At 70.6% G+C, this 15997-nt stretch carries 11 protein-coding genes and 1 tRNA gene; 2 read left to right on the top strand and 10 right to left on the bottom strand.

Translation table 11 applies throughout. The annotated features are described in order from the left end of the window. Nucleotides 1-94: 94 nt before the first annotated feature. The 5 genes from thrB to argS are packed head-to-tail and all read right to left on the bottom strand — an operon-like array spanning nt 95 to nt 6549. Nucleotides 95-1057 carry a homoserine kinase gene (thrB, locus tag ACWGLC_RS11240; protein ID WP_452099984.1) on the bottom strand — a complete coding sequence of 321 codons (963 nt, stop codon included), beginning with the start codon at nt 1055-1057 and terminating at the stop codon, nt 95-97. Next, nucleotides 1054-2136 (bottom strand): threonine synthase, encoded by a 1083-nt coding sequence (thrC, locus tag ACWGLC_RS11245; protein ID WP_452099985.1) that lies wholly within the window; start codon nt 2134-2136, stop codon nt 1054-1056. Before thrC ends, thrB begins: the two co-directional genes overlap by 4 nt. After that, nucleotides 2133-3485: a homoserine dehydrogenase gene (locus tag ACWGLC_RS11250; protein WP_452099986.1), complete on the bottom strand. Its 1353-nt coding sequence runs from the start codon at nt 3483-3485 to the stop codon at nt 2133-2135. Before ACWGLC_RS11250 ends, thrC begins: the two co-directional genes overlap by 4 nt. Next, nucleotides 3482-4900: a diaminopimelate decarboxylase gene (gene lysA, locus ACWGLC_RS11255; RefSeq protein WP_452099987.1), complete on the bottom strand. Its 1419-nt coding sequence runs from the start codon at nt 4898-4900 to the stop codon at nt 3482-3484. Before lysA ends, ACWGLC_RS11250 begins: the two co-directional genes overlap by 4 nt. After that, nucleotides 4897-6549 carry an arginine--tRNA ligase gene (argS, locus tag ACWGLC_RS11260; protein ID WP_452099988.1) on the bottom strand — a complete coding sequence of 551 codons (1653 nt, stop codon included), beginning with the start codon at nt 6547-6549 and terminating at the stop codon, nt 4897-4899. The genes lysA and argS overlap by 4 nt, the downstream gene beginning before the upstream one ends. 189 nt (nt 6550-6738) lie before the next feature. On the opposite strand from argS, the gene ACWGLC_RS11265 reads away from it, so the two are divergent. After that, a tRNA-Arg gene (locus tag ACWGLC_RS11265) sits at nt 6739-6811 on the top strand. A gap of 85 nt (nt 6812-6896) precedes the next feature. Here ACWGLC_RS11265 and ACWGLC_RS11270 read toward each other — a convergent pair. From ACWGLC_RS11270 to ACWGLC_RS11290, 5 genes are all read right to left on the bottom strand, one after another. Then, nucleotides 6897-7376 carry a MarR family winged helix-turn-helix transcriptional regulator gene (locus ACWGLC_RS11270; protein ID WP_452099989.1) on the bottom strand — a complete coding sequence of 160 codons (480 nt, stop codon included), beginning with the start codon at nt 7374-7376 and terminating at the stop codon, nt 6897-6899. Between the two features lie 75 nt (nt 7377-7451). Continuing rightward, nucleotides 7452-10124, bottom strand: coding sequence for an AAA family ATPase (locus ACWGLC_RS11275; RefSeq protein WP_452099990.1), 2673 nt, complete (start codon nt 10122-10124; stop codon nt 7452-7454). Then, entirely contained in the window at nt 10121-11308 is a 1188-nt protein-coding gene (locus ACWGLC_RS11280) for a metallophosphoesterase family protein (protein WP_452099991.1), read from the bottom strand. The genes ACWGLC_RS11275 and ACWGLC_RS11280 overlap by 4 nt, the downstream gene beginning before the upstream one ends. A 50-nt stretch (nt 11309-11358) precedes the next feature. After that, a complete protein-coding gene (locus ACWGLC_RS11285) occupies nt 11359-12117 on the bottom strand; it encodes a hypothetical protein (protein ID WP_452099992.1) in 759 nt (252 codons plus the stop codon). Beyond that, nucleotides 12114-15077 carry a DEAD/DEAH box helicase gene (locus tag ACWGLC_RS11290; RefSeq protein ID WP_452099993.1) on the bottom strand — a complete coding sequence of 988 codons (2964 nt, stop codon included), beginning with the start codon at nt 15075-15077 and terminating at the stop codon, nt 12114-12116. The genes ACWGLC_RS11285 and ACWGLC_RS11290 overlap by 4 nt, the downstream gene beginning before the upstream one ends. Nucleotides 15078-15234: 157 nt before the next feature. On the opposite strand from ACWGLC_RS11290, the gene ACWGLC_RS11295 reads away from it, so the two are divergent. Then, nucleotides 15235-15951 (top strand): HNH endonuclease family protein, encoded by a 717-nt coding sequence (locus ACWGLC_RS11295; RefSeq protein ID WP_452099994.1) that lies wholly within the window; start codon nt 15235-15237, stop codon nt 15949-15951. The last annotated feature ends 46 nt before the right edge of the window (nt 15952-15997 follow it).

Consider the following 15997-nt stretch of genomic DNA (forward strand, 5'->3'; position numbering starts at 1 on the left):
GACGCCCGGCCGGGATCACCCGGCGGGACGTACGCCCATCACTGTCCTCGGTGCCGAAGCACCCGGGCCGTCTCGTCGTTCCGACCCGGCGCTCTCACTCGGCGGCGACCACCCGGGCGCCGTCGGCGATCCGCAGATCGAGTACCCGCCACCCCTGCGCCTCGGCGAGGTCGCGTAGATCCGAAGGGAGGCCGGACGTGCCGAGAATCAGCACGGTAGGGCCTGCGCCGGACACCGTCGCGGCGAATCCCCGTTCGCGAAGCCGCGTCACCCACTCCATGGTCGCGACCAGTGCCGGCGCGCGGTACGACTGGTGAAGTCGGTCCTCGGTCGCCGCCACGAGGAACTCGGGGTGGGACGCGAGCGCCACGGACATCAGCGCGGCGCGGCTGGCGTTGAACGCCGCGTCCTCGTGCGGCACCGTCGCCGGGAGCAGTCCCCGGGTCTGGGCGGTCGACGACGTCTCTGACGGCACCAGCACCGTCGCGACGATCGACGGATCGACCTCCATGCGAACCGCACGATAGGTCACCGCGGTGGCCGAACGCTCGGTCCACGAGACCACGACGCCGCCGAGCACGCTGGCCGCGGCGTTGTCCGGATGTCCCTCGAACTCGCTGGACAACTGGACCAGGTGCTCGGCCGTGAGGGCGCCGTCCATGAGGCCGTTGGCGGCGACCAGGCCACCGACCGCGGCGGACGCCGACGACCCCAGCCCCCGGGAATGCGGGATGGCGTTGTGGCACGAGATCCGCACGCCCGGCACCCCCACGCCCCCGGCCCGCAGTCCCGCCTCGACCGCCTTGGCGACCAGATGAGACGCGTCCTCGGGAACCTCCCCGGCCCCCTCGCCGGTGACCTCGAGCTCCAGGCCCGACTCGATCGTGGTGACCGTGATCGTGTCGTAGAGCCCCAGGGCCACACCGAGCGCGTCGAAGCCGGGGCCGAGATTGGCACTCGACGCCGGCACCTCGACGGTGACGGACCGGCCGACCGGCAGGATGCGACCGCCCGAGCTGCCGAAGACCTCCGGGCCCGGACCGTTCATGTCGCTCATTCCAGACCGAGAGCGCCGGCGACCGCCGAGGGGTCGACCGGGACCGGCTCGACCTCGGGCATGCCCAGCAGTGCCGTATCCGGGTCCTTGAGCCCGTTGCCGGTGACCGTGCACACGATCGTCTGACCGGCCTCGAGCTCGCCGCCCGCGTGGGCGTCGAGCAGACCGGCCACCGACGCCGCCGAGGCGGGCTCGACGTAGACGCCGTCCTTGCCCGCAACCATGCGGTACGCCTCGAGGATCTGCTCGTCGGTGCGCTTGCGGAAGGTGCCGCCGGACTCTTCGCGGGCGTTCACCGCGCCATCCCACGACGCCGGGGCGCCGATGCGGATCGCGGTGGCGATGGTCTCCGGGTTCTTCACCGGCGCGCCGTCGACGAGCGGGGCTGCGCCGGCGGCCTGAACACCCATCATGCGCGGACGGTTCGAGATGATCCCGTCCGTGTGGTACTCGGAGTAGCCACGCCAGTACGCGGTGATGTTGCCCGCGTTGCCGACGGGCAGGAAGTGGAGGTCCGGGGCACGCCCGAGAACATCCACGATCTCGAACGCGGCGGTCTTCTGACCCTCGATGCGGACCGGGTTGACCGAGTTGACCAGACCGATCTCCGCGTAGGTCGCCGTGGTCTTGCGTGCCAGCTCGAGGCAGTCGTCGAAGTTGCCGTCGACCTGGATGATGGTCGCACCCATCATCACGGCCTGCGCGAGCTTGCCTGCGGCGATCTTGCCCTGCGGGATGAGAACCGCGCACTCCATACCGGCGCGCGTGGCGTACGCGGCTGCCGAGGCCGAGGTGTTGCCGGTGGACGCGCACAACACGGCGCGCTGGCCGCGGGCCTTCGCGTCGGTGACGGCCATCGTCATACCGCGGTCCTTGAACGACCCGGTGGGGTTGAGGCCCTCCACCTTGAGGTAGACCTCACACCCGGTGACCGCCGAGAGATGAGTCGCCCGGATGAGCGGCGTGCCGCCCTCGTAGAGAGTCACCGGCTCCCAGTTCTCACCGATAGGGAGGCGGTCTCGGTAGGCCTCGATCAGGCCGGGCCAGCGGCTGTGCACGGGCTGGTGGGTGTTGCTCATTCGGTGTCCACTCCCTCGAGACGGATGACGCTGGTGATGTCCGTGACGGCGTCCTGGTCGGAGAGCGCGGCCACCGTGTCGGCGAGCGCGCGCTCGGAGGCGCGATGAGTCAGCACCGTCAGTTCGGCGCTGGCCGGCGCGTCGTCGCCTTCTCCCACGGCGGCCTGGACCTCGGTCTGGCGGCACTGGGCGATCGAGACCCCGTGGTTCGAGAACTCCGCGGCCACGAGCGCGAGCACACCGGGCTTGTCCGCCACACGCATGCGCACGTGGTAGCGCGTGAGGATCTCGTCCATCGAGGCCACCGGGAGGGCGGCGTACGTGGACTCGCCGGGGGCACGGCCCGCGCCGACCTTGTTACGCGCGGCCGCGACCATGTCGCCGAGCACCGCCGACGCGGTCGGCGCGCCACCGGCACCCTGGCCGTAGAACATGAGCCGACCAGCCGCCTCCGCCTCGACGACGACGGCGTTGAACGCGCCGTTCACCGCGGCGAGCGGGTGGCTGTTGGGCAGCAGGGCGGGATAGACGCGAGCGGAGACCGCCTCGGTGCCGTCGGCGCGGCGCAGCTTCTCACAGATGGCGAGCAGCTTGATGGTGCAGTCCATGTCGCGGGCCGACTCGAAGTCGTCCGGGGAGATCCGGGAGATCCCCTCGCGGTAGACGTCCCCGGCGGTCACCCGGCTGTGGAAGGCGATCGAGGCGAGGATGGCCGCCTTGGCGGCCGCGTCGTAGCCCTCGACGTCCGCGGTGGGGTCGGCCTCGGCGTATCCCAGGCGCGAGGCCTCGGCCAGCGTCTCGGAGTAGTCGGCGCCGGTGGAGCCCATCTCGGACAGGATGTAGTTCGTCGTCCCGTTGACGATGCCGACGACGCGCTCGACCTGGTCACCCGCCATCGAACGGCGGAGCGGGCCGATCACGGGGATCGCGCCGGCCACGGCCGCCTCGAAGTACAGGTCGGTGCCGGTGGCGTCGACCACCTCGGCCAGCTCGTCGGTGTACTCGGCGAGCAGCGCCTTGTTGGCGGTGACGACGGACTTGCCGTGGCGCAATGCCTCGAGGAGGAGTGGACGTGGGACGTCGATGCCACCCATGAGTTCGACGACGACGTCGACGTCGCCCCTCGACACGAGCGTGGACGGGTCCGCGGTGAGCAGCTCGGGGTCCACCCCGCGATCCTTCGTCAGGTCACGGACAGCGACCCCCCGAAGCTCCAGCGGCGCACCGATCCGCGCGGCGAGTGCCTCCGCGTTCTCGGTCATGAAGCGGATGACCTCGCTGCCGACGGTGCCCATCCCGAGCACCGCCACTCCTACGGGTCGCACGCCTGACGCTGTTGCGTCGCTCACTGTCCCACCTCCAGGCTCGTCAGATCGTCAAGGGTCTCACGGCGCAGCACGAGTCGTGCCCGCCCGTCGCGAACCGCCACCACCGCGGGGCGTCCGATGAGGTTGTACCGGCTCGACATGGAATAGCAATAGGCCCCGGTCGCCGCGACGGCGACGAGGTCGCCGGCCCCGACGTCCTCGGGCATCCACAGGTCGCGAACCACCACGTCACCGCTCTCGCAGTGCTTGCCCACCAGGCGGGAGACCACCGGTGTCGCGGTCGACTTCCGACCCACGAGCCGGGCGTCGTACTCGGCGTCGTACAGGGCGGTGCGGATGTTGTCGCTCATCCCCCCGTCGACGCTGACGTAGCGCCGACTCTCGCCGCCGGCGAGTTGGACGTCCTTGGTCACGCCGACCTCGTACAGCGTGACCGTGCCCGGGCCGGCGATCGCTCGCCCCGGCTCGACGACCAGCGTCGGCGGGGTCAGGTCTGCCTCCCGGGCGAACGACTCGACGATCTCGGTCAGCGACGCGGCCAGCTGGGCGACGGGCGGAGGATCGTCCGACGGGACATAGCTGATCCCCAGGCCGCCTCCGAGATCGAGGTGATCGAGCTGCCTGGTCCGCTCGGCGCCGAACTCGTCGACGATGTCCCGGAGCAGCCCGATCACGCGGCGGGCGGCGAGTTCGAATCCGTCGATCTCGAAGATCTGCGAGCCGATGTGGCTGTGCAGCCCGGTCAACCGGATGTTCTGTGCCGCGAACACGGCCCGGACGGCCTCCATCGCGGCGCCGCCGGAGAGGGAGAAGCCGAACTTCTGATCCTCGTGGGCGGTCGCGATGAACTCGTGGGTGTGTGCCTCGACTCCGACGGTCACGCGGATGAAGACATCCTGGACGATCCCCTCCTCGGCCGCGATACGGTCGAGGAGCGCGATCTCTGACATCGCATCGATCACGACATGGCCGACACCGTTGCGCACGGACATGCGGAGTTCGTCACCGGATTTGTTGTTGCCGTGGACCGTGATCCGCTCGGCCGGGAAGCCGGCGCGAAGTGCGATGGCGAGCTCGCCGCCCGAGGCCACGTCCAGACTCAGGCCCTCCTCGGCGACCCAGCGGGCGACCTCGGTGCACAGGAACGCCTTGGAGGCGTAGTGCACGCGGTCCGCTCCCCCGAACGCCGCGGCCATCTCCCGACAGCGGGACCGGAAATCGTCCTCATCGATCACGAACAGCGGTGAGCCGTACTCGGCCGCGAGCTCCGATGCCGCGACTCCGGCGAACTCCACGACCCCGTCCTCGCGACGCCGGGCGCCCCGGGGCCAGACCGCCGGGGCGAGGTTCATGAGCGCGTCGGCGTCGCCGGGCCGCTCGCCGATGGCCGGTGCGTGCGGGTACTCGTGCCGCGAGCCCGCGGGGTGCGCGCTCACATCTTCTCCGGTGCGTTGACACCGATCAGGCGCAGGCCGTTGGCCAACGTCTGTCGTGTGGCCGCACTCAGGGCCAGGCGGGCGGCGTGCAACGGTCCGGGTTCCTCGTCCCCCATCGGCAGCACCCGGCAGGTGTCGTAGAACCGGTGGTAGGCGGCTGCCAACTCCTCGAGGTACCGCGCCACACGGTGGGGCTCGCGGAGGTCCGCGGCACTGGCCACCACGCGCGGGAACTCGCCGATGGTGCGGATGAGCGCGCCCTCGCGGTCCTCGACCAGCAACGCCATGTCGGCACCCTCGACGGTGACGCCGAGGTCGGCGGCGTTACGGGCCAGCGAGCACAGGCGCGCGTGCGCGTACTGGACGTAGAACACCGGGTTGTCGTTCGTGGCCGAGGCCCACAGCTGCAGGTCGATGTCCATCGTCTGGTCGACCGAGGACCGGATGAGCGCGTATCGGGCGGCGTCCACACCGATGGCGTCGACGAGATCGTCCAGGGTGATGACGGTGCCGGCACGCTTGCTCATCTTGACCGGGGCGCCGTCACGGACGAGGTTGACCATCTGTCCGATGAGGACCTCGATCGTGGCCGGATCGTCGCCGAGGGCGGCGGCGGCGGCCTTGAGGCGGGCGATGTAGCCGTGGTGGTCCGCCCCCAGCATGTAGATGCAGAGGTCGAAGCCGCGCTCCCGCTTGTCGAGGAAGTACGCGATGTCACCGGCGATGTACGCGGCATTCCCGTCGGACTTCAGGACCACCCGGTCCTTGTCGTCCCCGAACGAGGTGGACCGCAGCCACCAGGCCCCGTCCGACTCGTAGAGGTTGCCGTTTCCCTTGAGGGTCTCGACGGCGCGATCGACCGCGCCGGAGGTGAACATCGAGTTCTCGTGCGTGTAGACATCGAACACCGTGCCGAAGTCCGCGAGCGAGGACTTGATGTGGCTGAACATCATGTCGACCCCCACGGAACGGAAGATCTCCAACGACTCCGCTTCGGGCTTGTCCAGCACGTCCGGGTGCTCGGCGACGATCCGGGCCGCGATGTCCTCGATGTAGGCACCGGCGTAGCCGTCCTCGGGGGTGGGCTCCCCCTTGGCCGCCGCGGCGAGCGACGTGCTGAACCGATCGATCTGGGCGCCGTGGTCGTTGAAGTAGTACTCGCGGGTGACCTCGGCACCGGATGCCTCGAGGACCCGGCCCAGCGCGTCACCGACAGCAGCCCACCGGGTTCCGCCGAGGTGGATGGGCCCGGTCGGGTTGGCCGAGACGAACTCGAGGTTCACCCGGCGGCCGGACAGCGCATCCCCCGCCCCGTAGTCGACGCCCTTGGCGAGCACGGTGGACACCAGGGATCCCTGCGCACCGGAGTCGAGGCGGATATTGAGGAAACCCGGCCCGGCGATCTCAGCCGATTCGATTCCCGCGTCCGCGACCAGCGCGGTCGCGAGATCACCTGCGAGGTCACGCGGCGCGACGCCGACCTTCTTGCCCAGCTGCAGCGCGATGTTGGTCGCGTAGTCACCGTGTTCCGGATTGCGCGGTCGCTCGACCGTCACCGTCTCCGGAACGAGCGAGATATCGGCCCCGCGATCGGTGAGGACGGTGATGAGGGCGGCACGGATGACGGCGGCGAGATCAGCGGGAGTCACGTCTTCATATCCTAGGTGTCAGCACGTCGTCGGGGGAATCGGCGTCACGGTCACCGCTCCCGGGTCCTGCCGGGCGGGCCCGATGCGGCCGCTCTCCGGGACCGGTGCTACGATCAGTCTCGCTGTTCGAGAGGTGCCACCCACGCGGTGGGCCCGAGAGCCGCCTCCGGTCTCCACGGCCGGTATCCCGCCCTCGTAGCTCAGGGGATAGAGCGTTGGTTTCCGGTACCAAAGGTCAGGGGTTCGATTCCCTTCGGGGGCACAACCGAAATAGCGGAAGGGCCCGGGCAGATGCCCGGGCCCTTCCGCTGTCCACCGCCGGGCCCATCGGGTCCACTCGGGTGGTATCAGCCGGGCAGCGTGATCCCGTCGACCTGGTCGATACGCGCGACGACCCGCTCATAGATGTCGGTCAGCATCCGCACCTCGTCGTCGCTGATCACGTCGACGAACAGTTCCCGGACCTTCTCCACGTGCTTGGGCGCGACGGAACCGATCGCCTCGGCCCCCTGTTCGGTCAGCGTGACGATGGTTCCGCGCCCGTCCTCGGCGCACTCGTTCTTGGCGACCAGTCCGCGACCCTCCATGCGCCGGACCTGATGGGACACGCGGCTACGGTCCCAGCCGAGGGCCGCGCCCAGGTCACGGGCGCGGAGTCCACCGCGTTCGGACTCGCTGAGGCTCACCAGCACGGCGTAATCCGACTGCGACATCGCAGCATCCCGCTGTAGCTGGCGCTCGACTGCGAGGTCGAGCAGCTGATTCATGTCTCGGTACCTACGCCACATGCGCTGCTCTTCATCGTTCAACCAGCGTGTCTCGCTCATACGACCATTCAAGCACGGGCAGGGGCCGGTACCGGCGTCAGGCACCGCCGCGCGGACGGGGTCAGATAGCGGTGTTCACTCCGTACTCTGACCGGATCGACGCATCACATGGGTACGCGCGCCACCGATCCCTGCGAACCTCGCCCGGTCACAGGTGAGCACGATGACCTGGGAGGTCGTCGCAGCCGCGGCGATGACGGCCCCCATGGTCAGCCTGCGTGTGGGGTCGGTGTAACCCATCGTGTCGTCCAGGAACACCGGAACCCCGTCCGTGCCGACGAGGCGGGCACAGGCGATCCGGACGATGACCGCCAACTGTTCCCTGGCGCCGCCGGACAGCGAGTCGTAGTTCACGGTGACGCCGCCGATCCTGCGCGAGAGGATCGTCAGATCGTCGCCGAGCCGCACGTCGAACTCCCGGCCGTACACCAGAGCACCGAGCTCTACGACCGCTCGATGAAAGGGATCCTGGTAGGCGCGCAACGCCTCGGAACGGCGCGCGGTCAGGGTGCGGTGCAGCAGATCTGCTGCGCGGGCGCGACGCCACAGGGCGCCATTCTCCCGCTCCGCCTCGTCCAGCTCCCTCTCGGCGGCCGACACATCGCCCAGACGTCCCTGATCACCGATCGCGTTCACCCGCCCCAGCGCGGTGGCCACCGCGCCGGCGGACTCGCGCTCCTCGTTCCGCAGTGTCGCAAGCGACGCCCGGGCGTTCTCCAGCAACTCCGGAGGAGCGTCGGACAGCGCCTCATCGAGAGATGCGCGAGCCGCCCGCGCGGATTCCCGGGCCTCCTCGAGCCTGGCGCGGGTCAGCTCCTCGGCTCCGGCTAGCTCCGCGTCCGCCGTGACCGCGCGGGCCGCGTCGAGGACCCGGGCCCGTTCCTCGAGCCGCGACTCCCCCTCCTCGGCCAGCGCGGTTCGCGTGGCGTACACCGTGCGGATGGTCTCCGCCTCGGTCGCCGCTGCGCGATCCTCCGCCCGCCGCGAGGACAGGGTCTCTTCCGCCTGAGCCGCCACGACCACGGGGTCGGACTCCGGGCCTTCGTCCGCAGACGCGCCGGATCCGATGTCCGGCGACGTCCCCTCCGCCGCCCGGTCCTCCACCCCTTCGGGGTCTTCCGCGGCCTCGTCCGCGCCGAGCCGTTCTCGTAGAGCGTCCCTGCGGGCACAGAGATCGTCGAGAGTCTCCCCGCTGAGCAGGTCCGCCCGCCTCCGGCGCAGTGCCTCGACCTGGGCGCGGAGTGCGTTGGCGCGTCGAGCGCGGTCCTCCGCCTCCTCCCGATCCGCCACCCCGAGCTTCCCGAGTAGCGCGGCCAGACGCGCTCGCGCCGAGGTCTCGTCGCGGCGCACGGTGTCCGTATCGCCGGCCGGCACCACGGTCAGCGAGACATCTCCCACCTCGAACACGGTGTCCTCGACGATGCGTTGGGACCATCCGGGATCGGCGTCCCGCGCCTCGCCGGAGACGACGACCTCGCCACTGCCCGCGACTTCGACAGTCGGAGCACTTGCATTGCTGCGCACGACGGCTTCTCGCAGCGTCTCATCAGCAGACCGGATCTCGTCGACCGCGTCGGTCGAGATCTCCACCTCGGAAAGCTGCGTCCCGGTGACCGCCAGGTCGTCGCCGACGGACGTGGCGGTCTCGATGAGCTGCTCGAGTCGCGTGAGCTCGCTACGGCGGTGCTCGCGGTCCCGGGCCTCGCGGGCCTCGTCGAGGTGCGCCCGCGCTCGTGTGAGATCCGCCTCGGCCGCCTCCAATGCCGACCGTGCCGCCTTGGCACGCTCCTCGGCCGGTGCCAGGCGCTCGCCCTCGGTGTCGACGGCGGCGCGAGCATCTGCGGCCCTGCGGCGTTCCCGCTCGACATCCTCCACAAGCGTCGCTCGTTCCCGGGTGCCGCGCACGGCCGCATCGTGTTCGGCGGCCGCCCGATCGACCTCGGTGTCCGCGGCGGAACTGATCTGCCTCCGATCGGCCACCACCAGCCCGGCTGCCTCCAGCCGTGCCACCTCCGCCTCCACGGTCCTCAAGGACTCGGTGTGGGCCCGGTGCACCGCCGCCTGCGCGGCATGATCGTCAACAGCGGCGTCCAGCTCGGCATGGCCGGCCCGGGCGGCGGACAGCGCTGTGCGTGCCTCAACCAGCCGGGCCTCCGACCTGGCCAGCTCGCCGGTCGGCTCGCCTCGCCGCGTGGTGAGATAGCGATTGCGTTCCTCCGCGACCCGCGAGATCAGGTTGTCGTCCCCCGTCGGGTCCTCACCACCGGCCGCCGCATCGAGAGCCCGACGCAAGGAGTCCATTCCCTTGGCCGCGTCGACCTGCCCGATCGGCTCGTCCTGAGCGATGCGCAGCGCCCGCCAGAGCGAGCGGTCGACTCGTCGTTCCAGCAGGTCACGTACGTGATCGTGCGCGTCGTCCCCGGACATCGCCTGCCGGGCCGACCCGGGGAACTCCAGGGACGTCCGCTTACCCCGGACGAACTCCTTGCGGTACAGCATCCGTTGGTCGTCGATCGTGAACTCGGCCTCGACCACCACCGGGACATCCCTGCCCACCGGACTGGACGCCTTGACGTCCGCGCGACCGGACGACGCTTTGTGCTCGAGGAGCATGTCGAGCGCATCCATGAGGCTGGTCTTGCCCGACTCGTTGGGCCCCTCGACCACGAGGACCCCACGGTGCGGGACCTCGACCTCCTCACGGGTCACGCCCCGGAAGTCCTCGAGCATCAATCGGTGCAGGATCATCGTGTCCCCCCGTCCACGAATCGGTACAGCAGACTGAGTGCATGTCCGGCGTCCTCGGCCTCCGGACCACCGGCCGAGGCCATCTCCATCAGGTCCGCCACCGCCCGCCCCGCGTACCCGTCGACGAGGTCGGTGAGATCGGTGTCGTCCGCACGCACGACCAGATGGGTGCGCGTCTCGCGCAGATAGGCGCACGCGAACAGCGCCGACCACCGGTCCACCTCCTCGTCGATCCGCGCACGCAGGGCGACCCCGACGGTTCCGGTCAGCCCCAGCTTCAACACCGTGCGGGGCTTGTCCTCGATCGCCTCGATCCGCGTGGCGAGCGCATCCAGGTCCGCGTCCGTGTCGATCTGTGCATTGAGCGCGAGGAATGACCAACGACCGGTCCGCAGGGGTGTCACCGTGGATCCCCCGCGCCGGCCACCGGGGAGCGCGCGCTCGAGCTCGACGAGCAGGGCGTGACCGGAATCCTTCTCCACATCGTCGAAGTCCGTCGTCTCGGGGCTTCCCGAGAACCAGACCCGCTCCCCCGAGCCCACGCGGGTGACCGAATGGCGATCACCGAGAGCCACATAGTCGAGCCGCCCGGAGTCGACGGCCTGCTCGAGCGCGGAGACGGCGATCGCCTCCACCGAGGGCGAGTGCCCGCCGAAGACCTCGTCGGTTCCACCGTGTGCCACCAGGACGCGCAGCGCCGCGGACGGCTCGAGGGATTCCAGCAACGTGGGCAGGCGGGAGGGGTCAGGCCGCTTGGAGGTCCACGGGATGCCGACCACCTCGACTCCGGGGAGAACCTCGACCGGGCCGGATCCGTCGAGAACGACGACGGCGCCGCTCTCGACCGCCGACGAGAAGTCCCGACACCGCAGAACCGACGACACATCCAGCGGGTCGTGATTACCCGGCAGCACGAGGACGGGGACGGGGAACGACGCCAACACCTCGGCCGCGCGGAGCACCACGGACCTGGGGACCGCGTTGTCCTCGAACGCGTCACCGGCCACGACGATGAACTGCGCACCGTGCTCCGTGGCGAGATCACCGAGCGATTCCACCGCGGCCAGCCGGTCCGCGGTGTAGACGGCCTGCGACTCGTCACCCAGGAACCTCCTGGTCATGCCGAGCTGCCAGTCGGCCGAGTGGAGGAATCGAACGGTGTCGCCGTCCCGTGGGGTGGTCATGGTCGCATCGTAGGTCGCGGGTACGACAGCGGTCCCGGACGGCTCTGCCGTCAGCGCGATCGGTAGTCGCCGAACGCGTCGAGGAAGTCCTCGAGATCGGCGACCACGCGCAACTGCTCGAGCGGGTCGTTGGTCGCGGCGGCCGCCATCCTTCTGGTGACCGGGGCGTCCAGCAGATCCTCGAGCCCGGCCGGTGCGGGCGAGGGCACCGTCGGCAGTAGCGGGTCACTGCCCCACAGACTCTCCTCCACATCGACACCCACCGTGTCGCCCTCGCCGCCGGGGCCCCTCAGTACAGCGCCCAACTGGTCGGCGCCCAGGCCACGCAACTCGAACATCACCTGAGGCGAGGCATCCCACCACTCGACCATGACGTACGCCGCCGCCAGGACGTGACGACAGGGCCCGGTCTGCACAGGGCAGTGGCACGAGTAGGAGGTCGCGCCGTGGACCGCGGGCAGCAGCAGGAAGCCGATCGTGTCCGAGAAATCCCCGGCCAACGCGCCGAGCACCCCGTTCTCCTCCTGCCGAAGGGCCGTGCGGAGTGCGTCCGAGTCCGTCTCGTCCAGTGGCGCGAACGTGAACTCGACCGTGAAGGGCCGGGGTCTGGTGCTCTCGACGTCGCAGCGGACCGTCCGGCCCGAGTGTCCCAGGGACAGGACCTTGTCATTGCGCGCGTCGGTCCGGGCCAGGTGCGCTGCCCCGCGGGAGACCCCGGATTCGAGATCGCTGACCCACCGCCTGGCCCACATGTGCGCGCCGAACGGCCCGGCACGGGAGCGTGCCTCGATTCCCCGTCCGCTCTTCACGGTTCTTCCACCCCCTCATCGGTCAGGGCGACCAGCGCGCCCAGCTCCGCGTCGTCCAGCTCGGTCAACGCTCCGGCCATCGGCCCCAGGGTCAGCTCCGCCAGATCCCGCTTGGCCTCCAGGAGTTCGTCGATGCGATCCTCCACCGTGCCGGGGGCGACCAACGTCCGTACCTGGACCACCCGGGACTGGCCGATGCGGTGGACCCGGTCCGTGGCCTGGTTCTCCACCGCCGGGTTCCACCACCGGTCCAGGTGCACGACGTGGTTGGCCTCGGTCAGGGTCAGACCTGTGCCGCCGGCGCGCAGGGACGCGAGCATCACCGGGGGGCCACCAGGACTCTGGAACCCGCGGACCATCTCGGTCCGGGCCGCGGCGGTGACGCCGCCGTGCAGAAACGGCACCGCCGCGGCGGCCCGACGCTCCAGCATCGGGAGGATGAGGTCCCCGAAAGCCCGGTACTGGGTGAAGAGCAGGACCTTCTCGTCGCTGGCGAGGATCTCGGTCAGCACCTCGTCGAGCGCGGCGAGTTTGCCCGACCTGTGGCGCCCTCCGCGAAGGAGGGCCGAACCGTCGCCGAGATAGTGGGCGGGGTGATTGCAGACCTGCTTGAGTGCCGTGAGCCCGGACAGGATGGCACCCTTCCGAGCGGCGCCCTCCGACTCCTTGACCTGTTCCAGCATGTCCTCGACCACCGCGCGGTACAGGGTCGCCTGCTCGCGCGTCAGAGGAGCGTCCACCCGGATGTGCTGCTTCTCCGGCAGATCGGAGACCACCCGCGGATCCGATTTGAGCCTGCGTAGGACGAACGGCCCCGCGAGCGCCCGGAGCCGGGACGCCGCGGCCTCGTCGCGATGGGACTCGATCGGCACCGCGAACCGCGCGCGGAAGGTACTCGCCGATACCAGGGCCCCGGGGTTGGCGAACTCCAGGACCGCGCGGAGCTCATCGAGTCGGTTCTCGACCGGCGTGCCGGTGAGCGCGATCCGGTGCTCGGCGGGGATCGCCATGAGCGCCCGTGACACGCCGGTCGACGGATTCTTGATGGTCTGCGCCTCGTCCGCCACGAGTCGGCGCCACGGTACCTCGGACAGCATGTCGACATCCCGGGCAGCGGTGCCGTACGAGGTCAGCACCAGATCGGCTGCTGCGAGCCGCTCGGCCGCCCCCTCGTCACGATCCCGCTCGGGTCCGTGATGGGTCATCACCGACAACTCCGGCGCGAACGTCGACGCCTCTCTGGCCCAGGTGGACAGCAGGGTCAGTGGCGCGACGACCAGGGTCGGGCCGACCCGACCGATCGGCTCGCCGGTCGGGCCCACGGCGCCGACCTCGGAGGCGGTGAGGGCGAGCACCTGCATCGTCTTGCCCAACCCCATGTCGTCCGCGAGGACCGCGCCGGTATCGGCGCGCGAGAGCGCGGTGAGCCAGCGCAACCCCTCGAGTTGGTACGGGCGTAGAGTCGCCCGGAACCAGTCGGGAAGATCGACCACGATCGACGACGACGAGGGGATCCAGTCCAGGGTCGGGGGCGCGTTCACCTCGACGCCCTCGGCCTCCTCGGACATCAGCGCCGCCGCGAGCGCGGGGGCGGTCACCCGGCCGCCCCTGCGCGCGGCGAGGAAACGGGCCGCACGACGCAGTGCTCCGGAATCCGCCCGGACCCACTGCCCGCGAAGTCTGACCAGATCCGACGCGTTGTCCAGGAGCATCTGCACCTCGGTGGCGTCCAGCGGCTCGTCGTCGACGATCATCTCCCAGTTGACATCGCTGAGCTGGTCCACACCGAGCCGCCTACCCGAGTCGACGGTCTCCGTCCCCGGCTCCGACACCACGACACGCACCGCGGTGCGGACCCGCGTCCATGCCCGCGGGAGCAGAACCTCGACGCCCCGGCCTCGCAGGGCCTCCACCCCCTCGTCGACCAGCTCCACCACGAGCTCGGTGGGAAGGAGCAGATCCGGTCCGCCCCGCGCGGGGATCGCCCGTCCCAGCGGGGGCCACGACCGGACGGCCCTCTCGGCGACGTCGCCCACCGCATCCGTGACCACCGAGGGATCCGGCAGCTCGGCGTAGGGGCGGAGCGAATCGGTGCCGGTCCGCACGAGGACCTCGAGGCGCCACAGGACCTCACCCCCGCCCTCGCCCGTGGACGAATCGTCGGAGGTCTCCCCCGCATCGTCGCCGAACTGGGGCTCGACGATGCGGAACACCACTTCCACGTCCCGGGCCGCGGCCGCCCGACCGAACTCCGCCACGGCGCCGGCCAGCGCCTGGCCGCCGGAGGGCACATCCGCTCCGATAATCAGTGCCGTGCCCAGCGCACTGCGGCGATCCCTGGCAAGTGGCGCGAGCGCCGTGCGCGCATGCTGGTCCGTGAGCGCGTCGAGCAGACGATCCAGCTCTTCGCGGCTCGTGACCAGTCCATGACACCGGGACAGGCTCTCCGCGGCCCACGCACTCACGACCGGTGACGCCGCCAGAGACCACCCGGCCACCCAGCCCCCCTCGAAACGACTGAGTTCCGGAACGAGATGCCCCGACCGGACGAAGGCGCCGACACCGGCCGACAACGCGGCCAGGGCCCGTAGCGCCGCGCCCGCCCAGAGCGCTCCGCCCTCTCCGACCCCGGCACCACCGGGACGCCCGGCGCCCACGGGGGGTTCACCGGCCTCGAGGAGCCGACACAGATCGATGGCGGCGCCGACCGAGATGCGGATGCCCGGGACCCGCGCCTCGCGGACCCTGCCCTCGACGGGAACGCGCACGGCGAGCTTGTGGGTGAGCGAATACCGCTCGAGGAACTCGACGACCGCCGCGGGCGCCCCGGCCCGTCCCACCGCCGTCACCGATCCGGCCGGCGCAACGGACCCCGGCCGCCGCAATCCCGTCTCACACCACAGACCGACGGCCCCCGACTGCCATACGGCGTGCAGGCGCGGTTCGGGTGTCTGGGTCACGCCCACATGTAAGCACGCAGGTCCGACATCGGGTCGGCGAGGACCCCGGCGACCCCTCGTAGTCCTCCTTTCCACAGGCCCGGCCACCTCCACAGGTCCCGCCCTCTCCGCCCCTCGACGCGCAGGTCGGGCGCGACCGCGCACGGATACTCATCCCGTGGCAGGAAAGCTCCCTCCGATCCCCCGACGAGCACTGGCGTTGTTCGTGCTCACGGCAGCTGTGCTCGCGCTCGTCGTGGTGCTCGGTCAGCCCCGCGGATCCGCTCCCGGGAGCCCGGCGCGGGACCGTGTCGCCCCGCTCCTCGATGCGGTCTCCGTGGTCCCTGAACGTCCCGCGATACCCGGGTACGAACGGGACTGTTCCGGCGACTCCGCCTGCGTGTTCGGGCCCGCCTGGAGCGACGTGACCGGGGCGCCCGGCGGCGGCAACGGGTGTCCCACCAGGCAGGACGTCCTCGCCCGTGACATCCACACCGGCGCCGGCGCCACGACGGGCGCGTGCGCGGCCCCCTCCGGGGTGTTGGTCGACCCGTACACCGGTCGCACGGTCGACGTGGGCGGGTCAGGCGTGAGGGGAATCCATATCGACCACGTCTTCCCGCTATCGGCCGCCTGGGACCTCGGCGCGTGGGAATGGACCGCACGACGCCGCGCGGAGTTCGCGAACGACATCGACCACAACCTCGTGGCCGTCACCGGGGACGTCAACACCCGCAAGAGCGACTCCACCCCCGCCGACTGGCTGCCACCCGATCCCGCGCGACATTGCTTCTACGCCGCCCGCTACCTCACGGCCGCGATCGCCTACGAGCTGCCCGTGACCGATGCAGACCATGACGCGCTCTCGCGCGCGGTCAGCAGATGCCCGGGGTAACGCCGACGCCCCGGCCCGTGAACGGGCCGGGGCGTCACCGGGGGTC

It is taken from the genome of Dietzia sp. NPDC055877 (assembly GCF_053615975.1).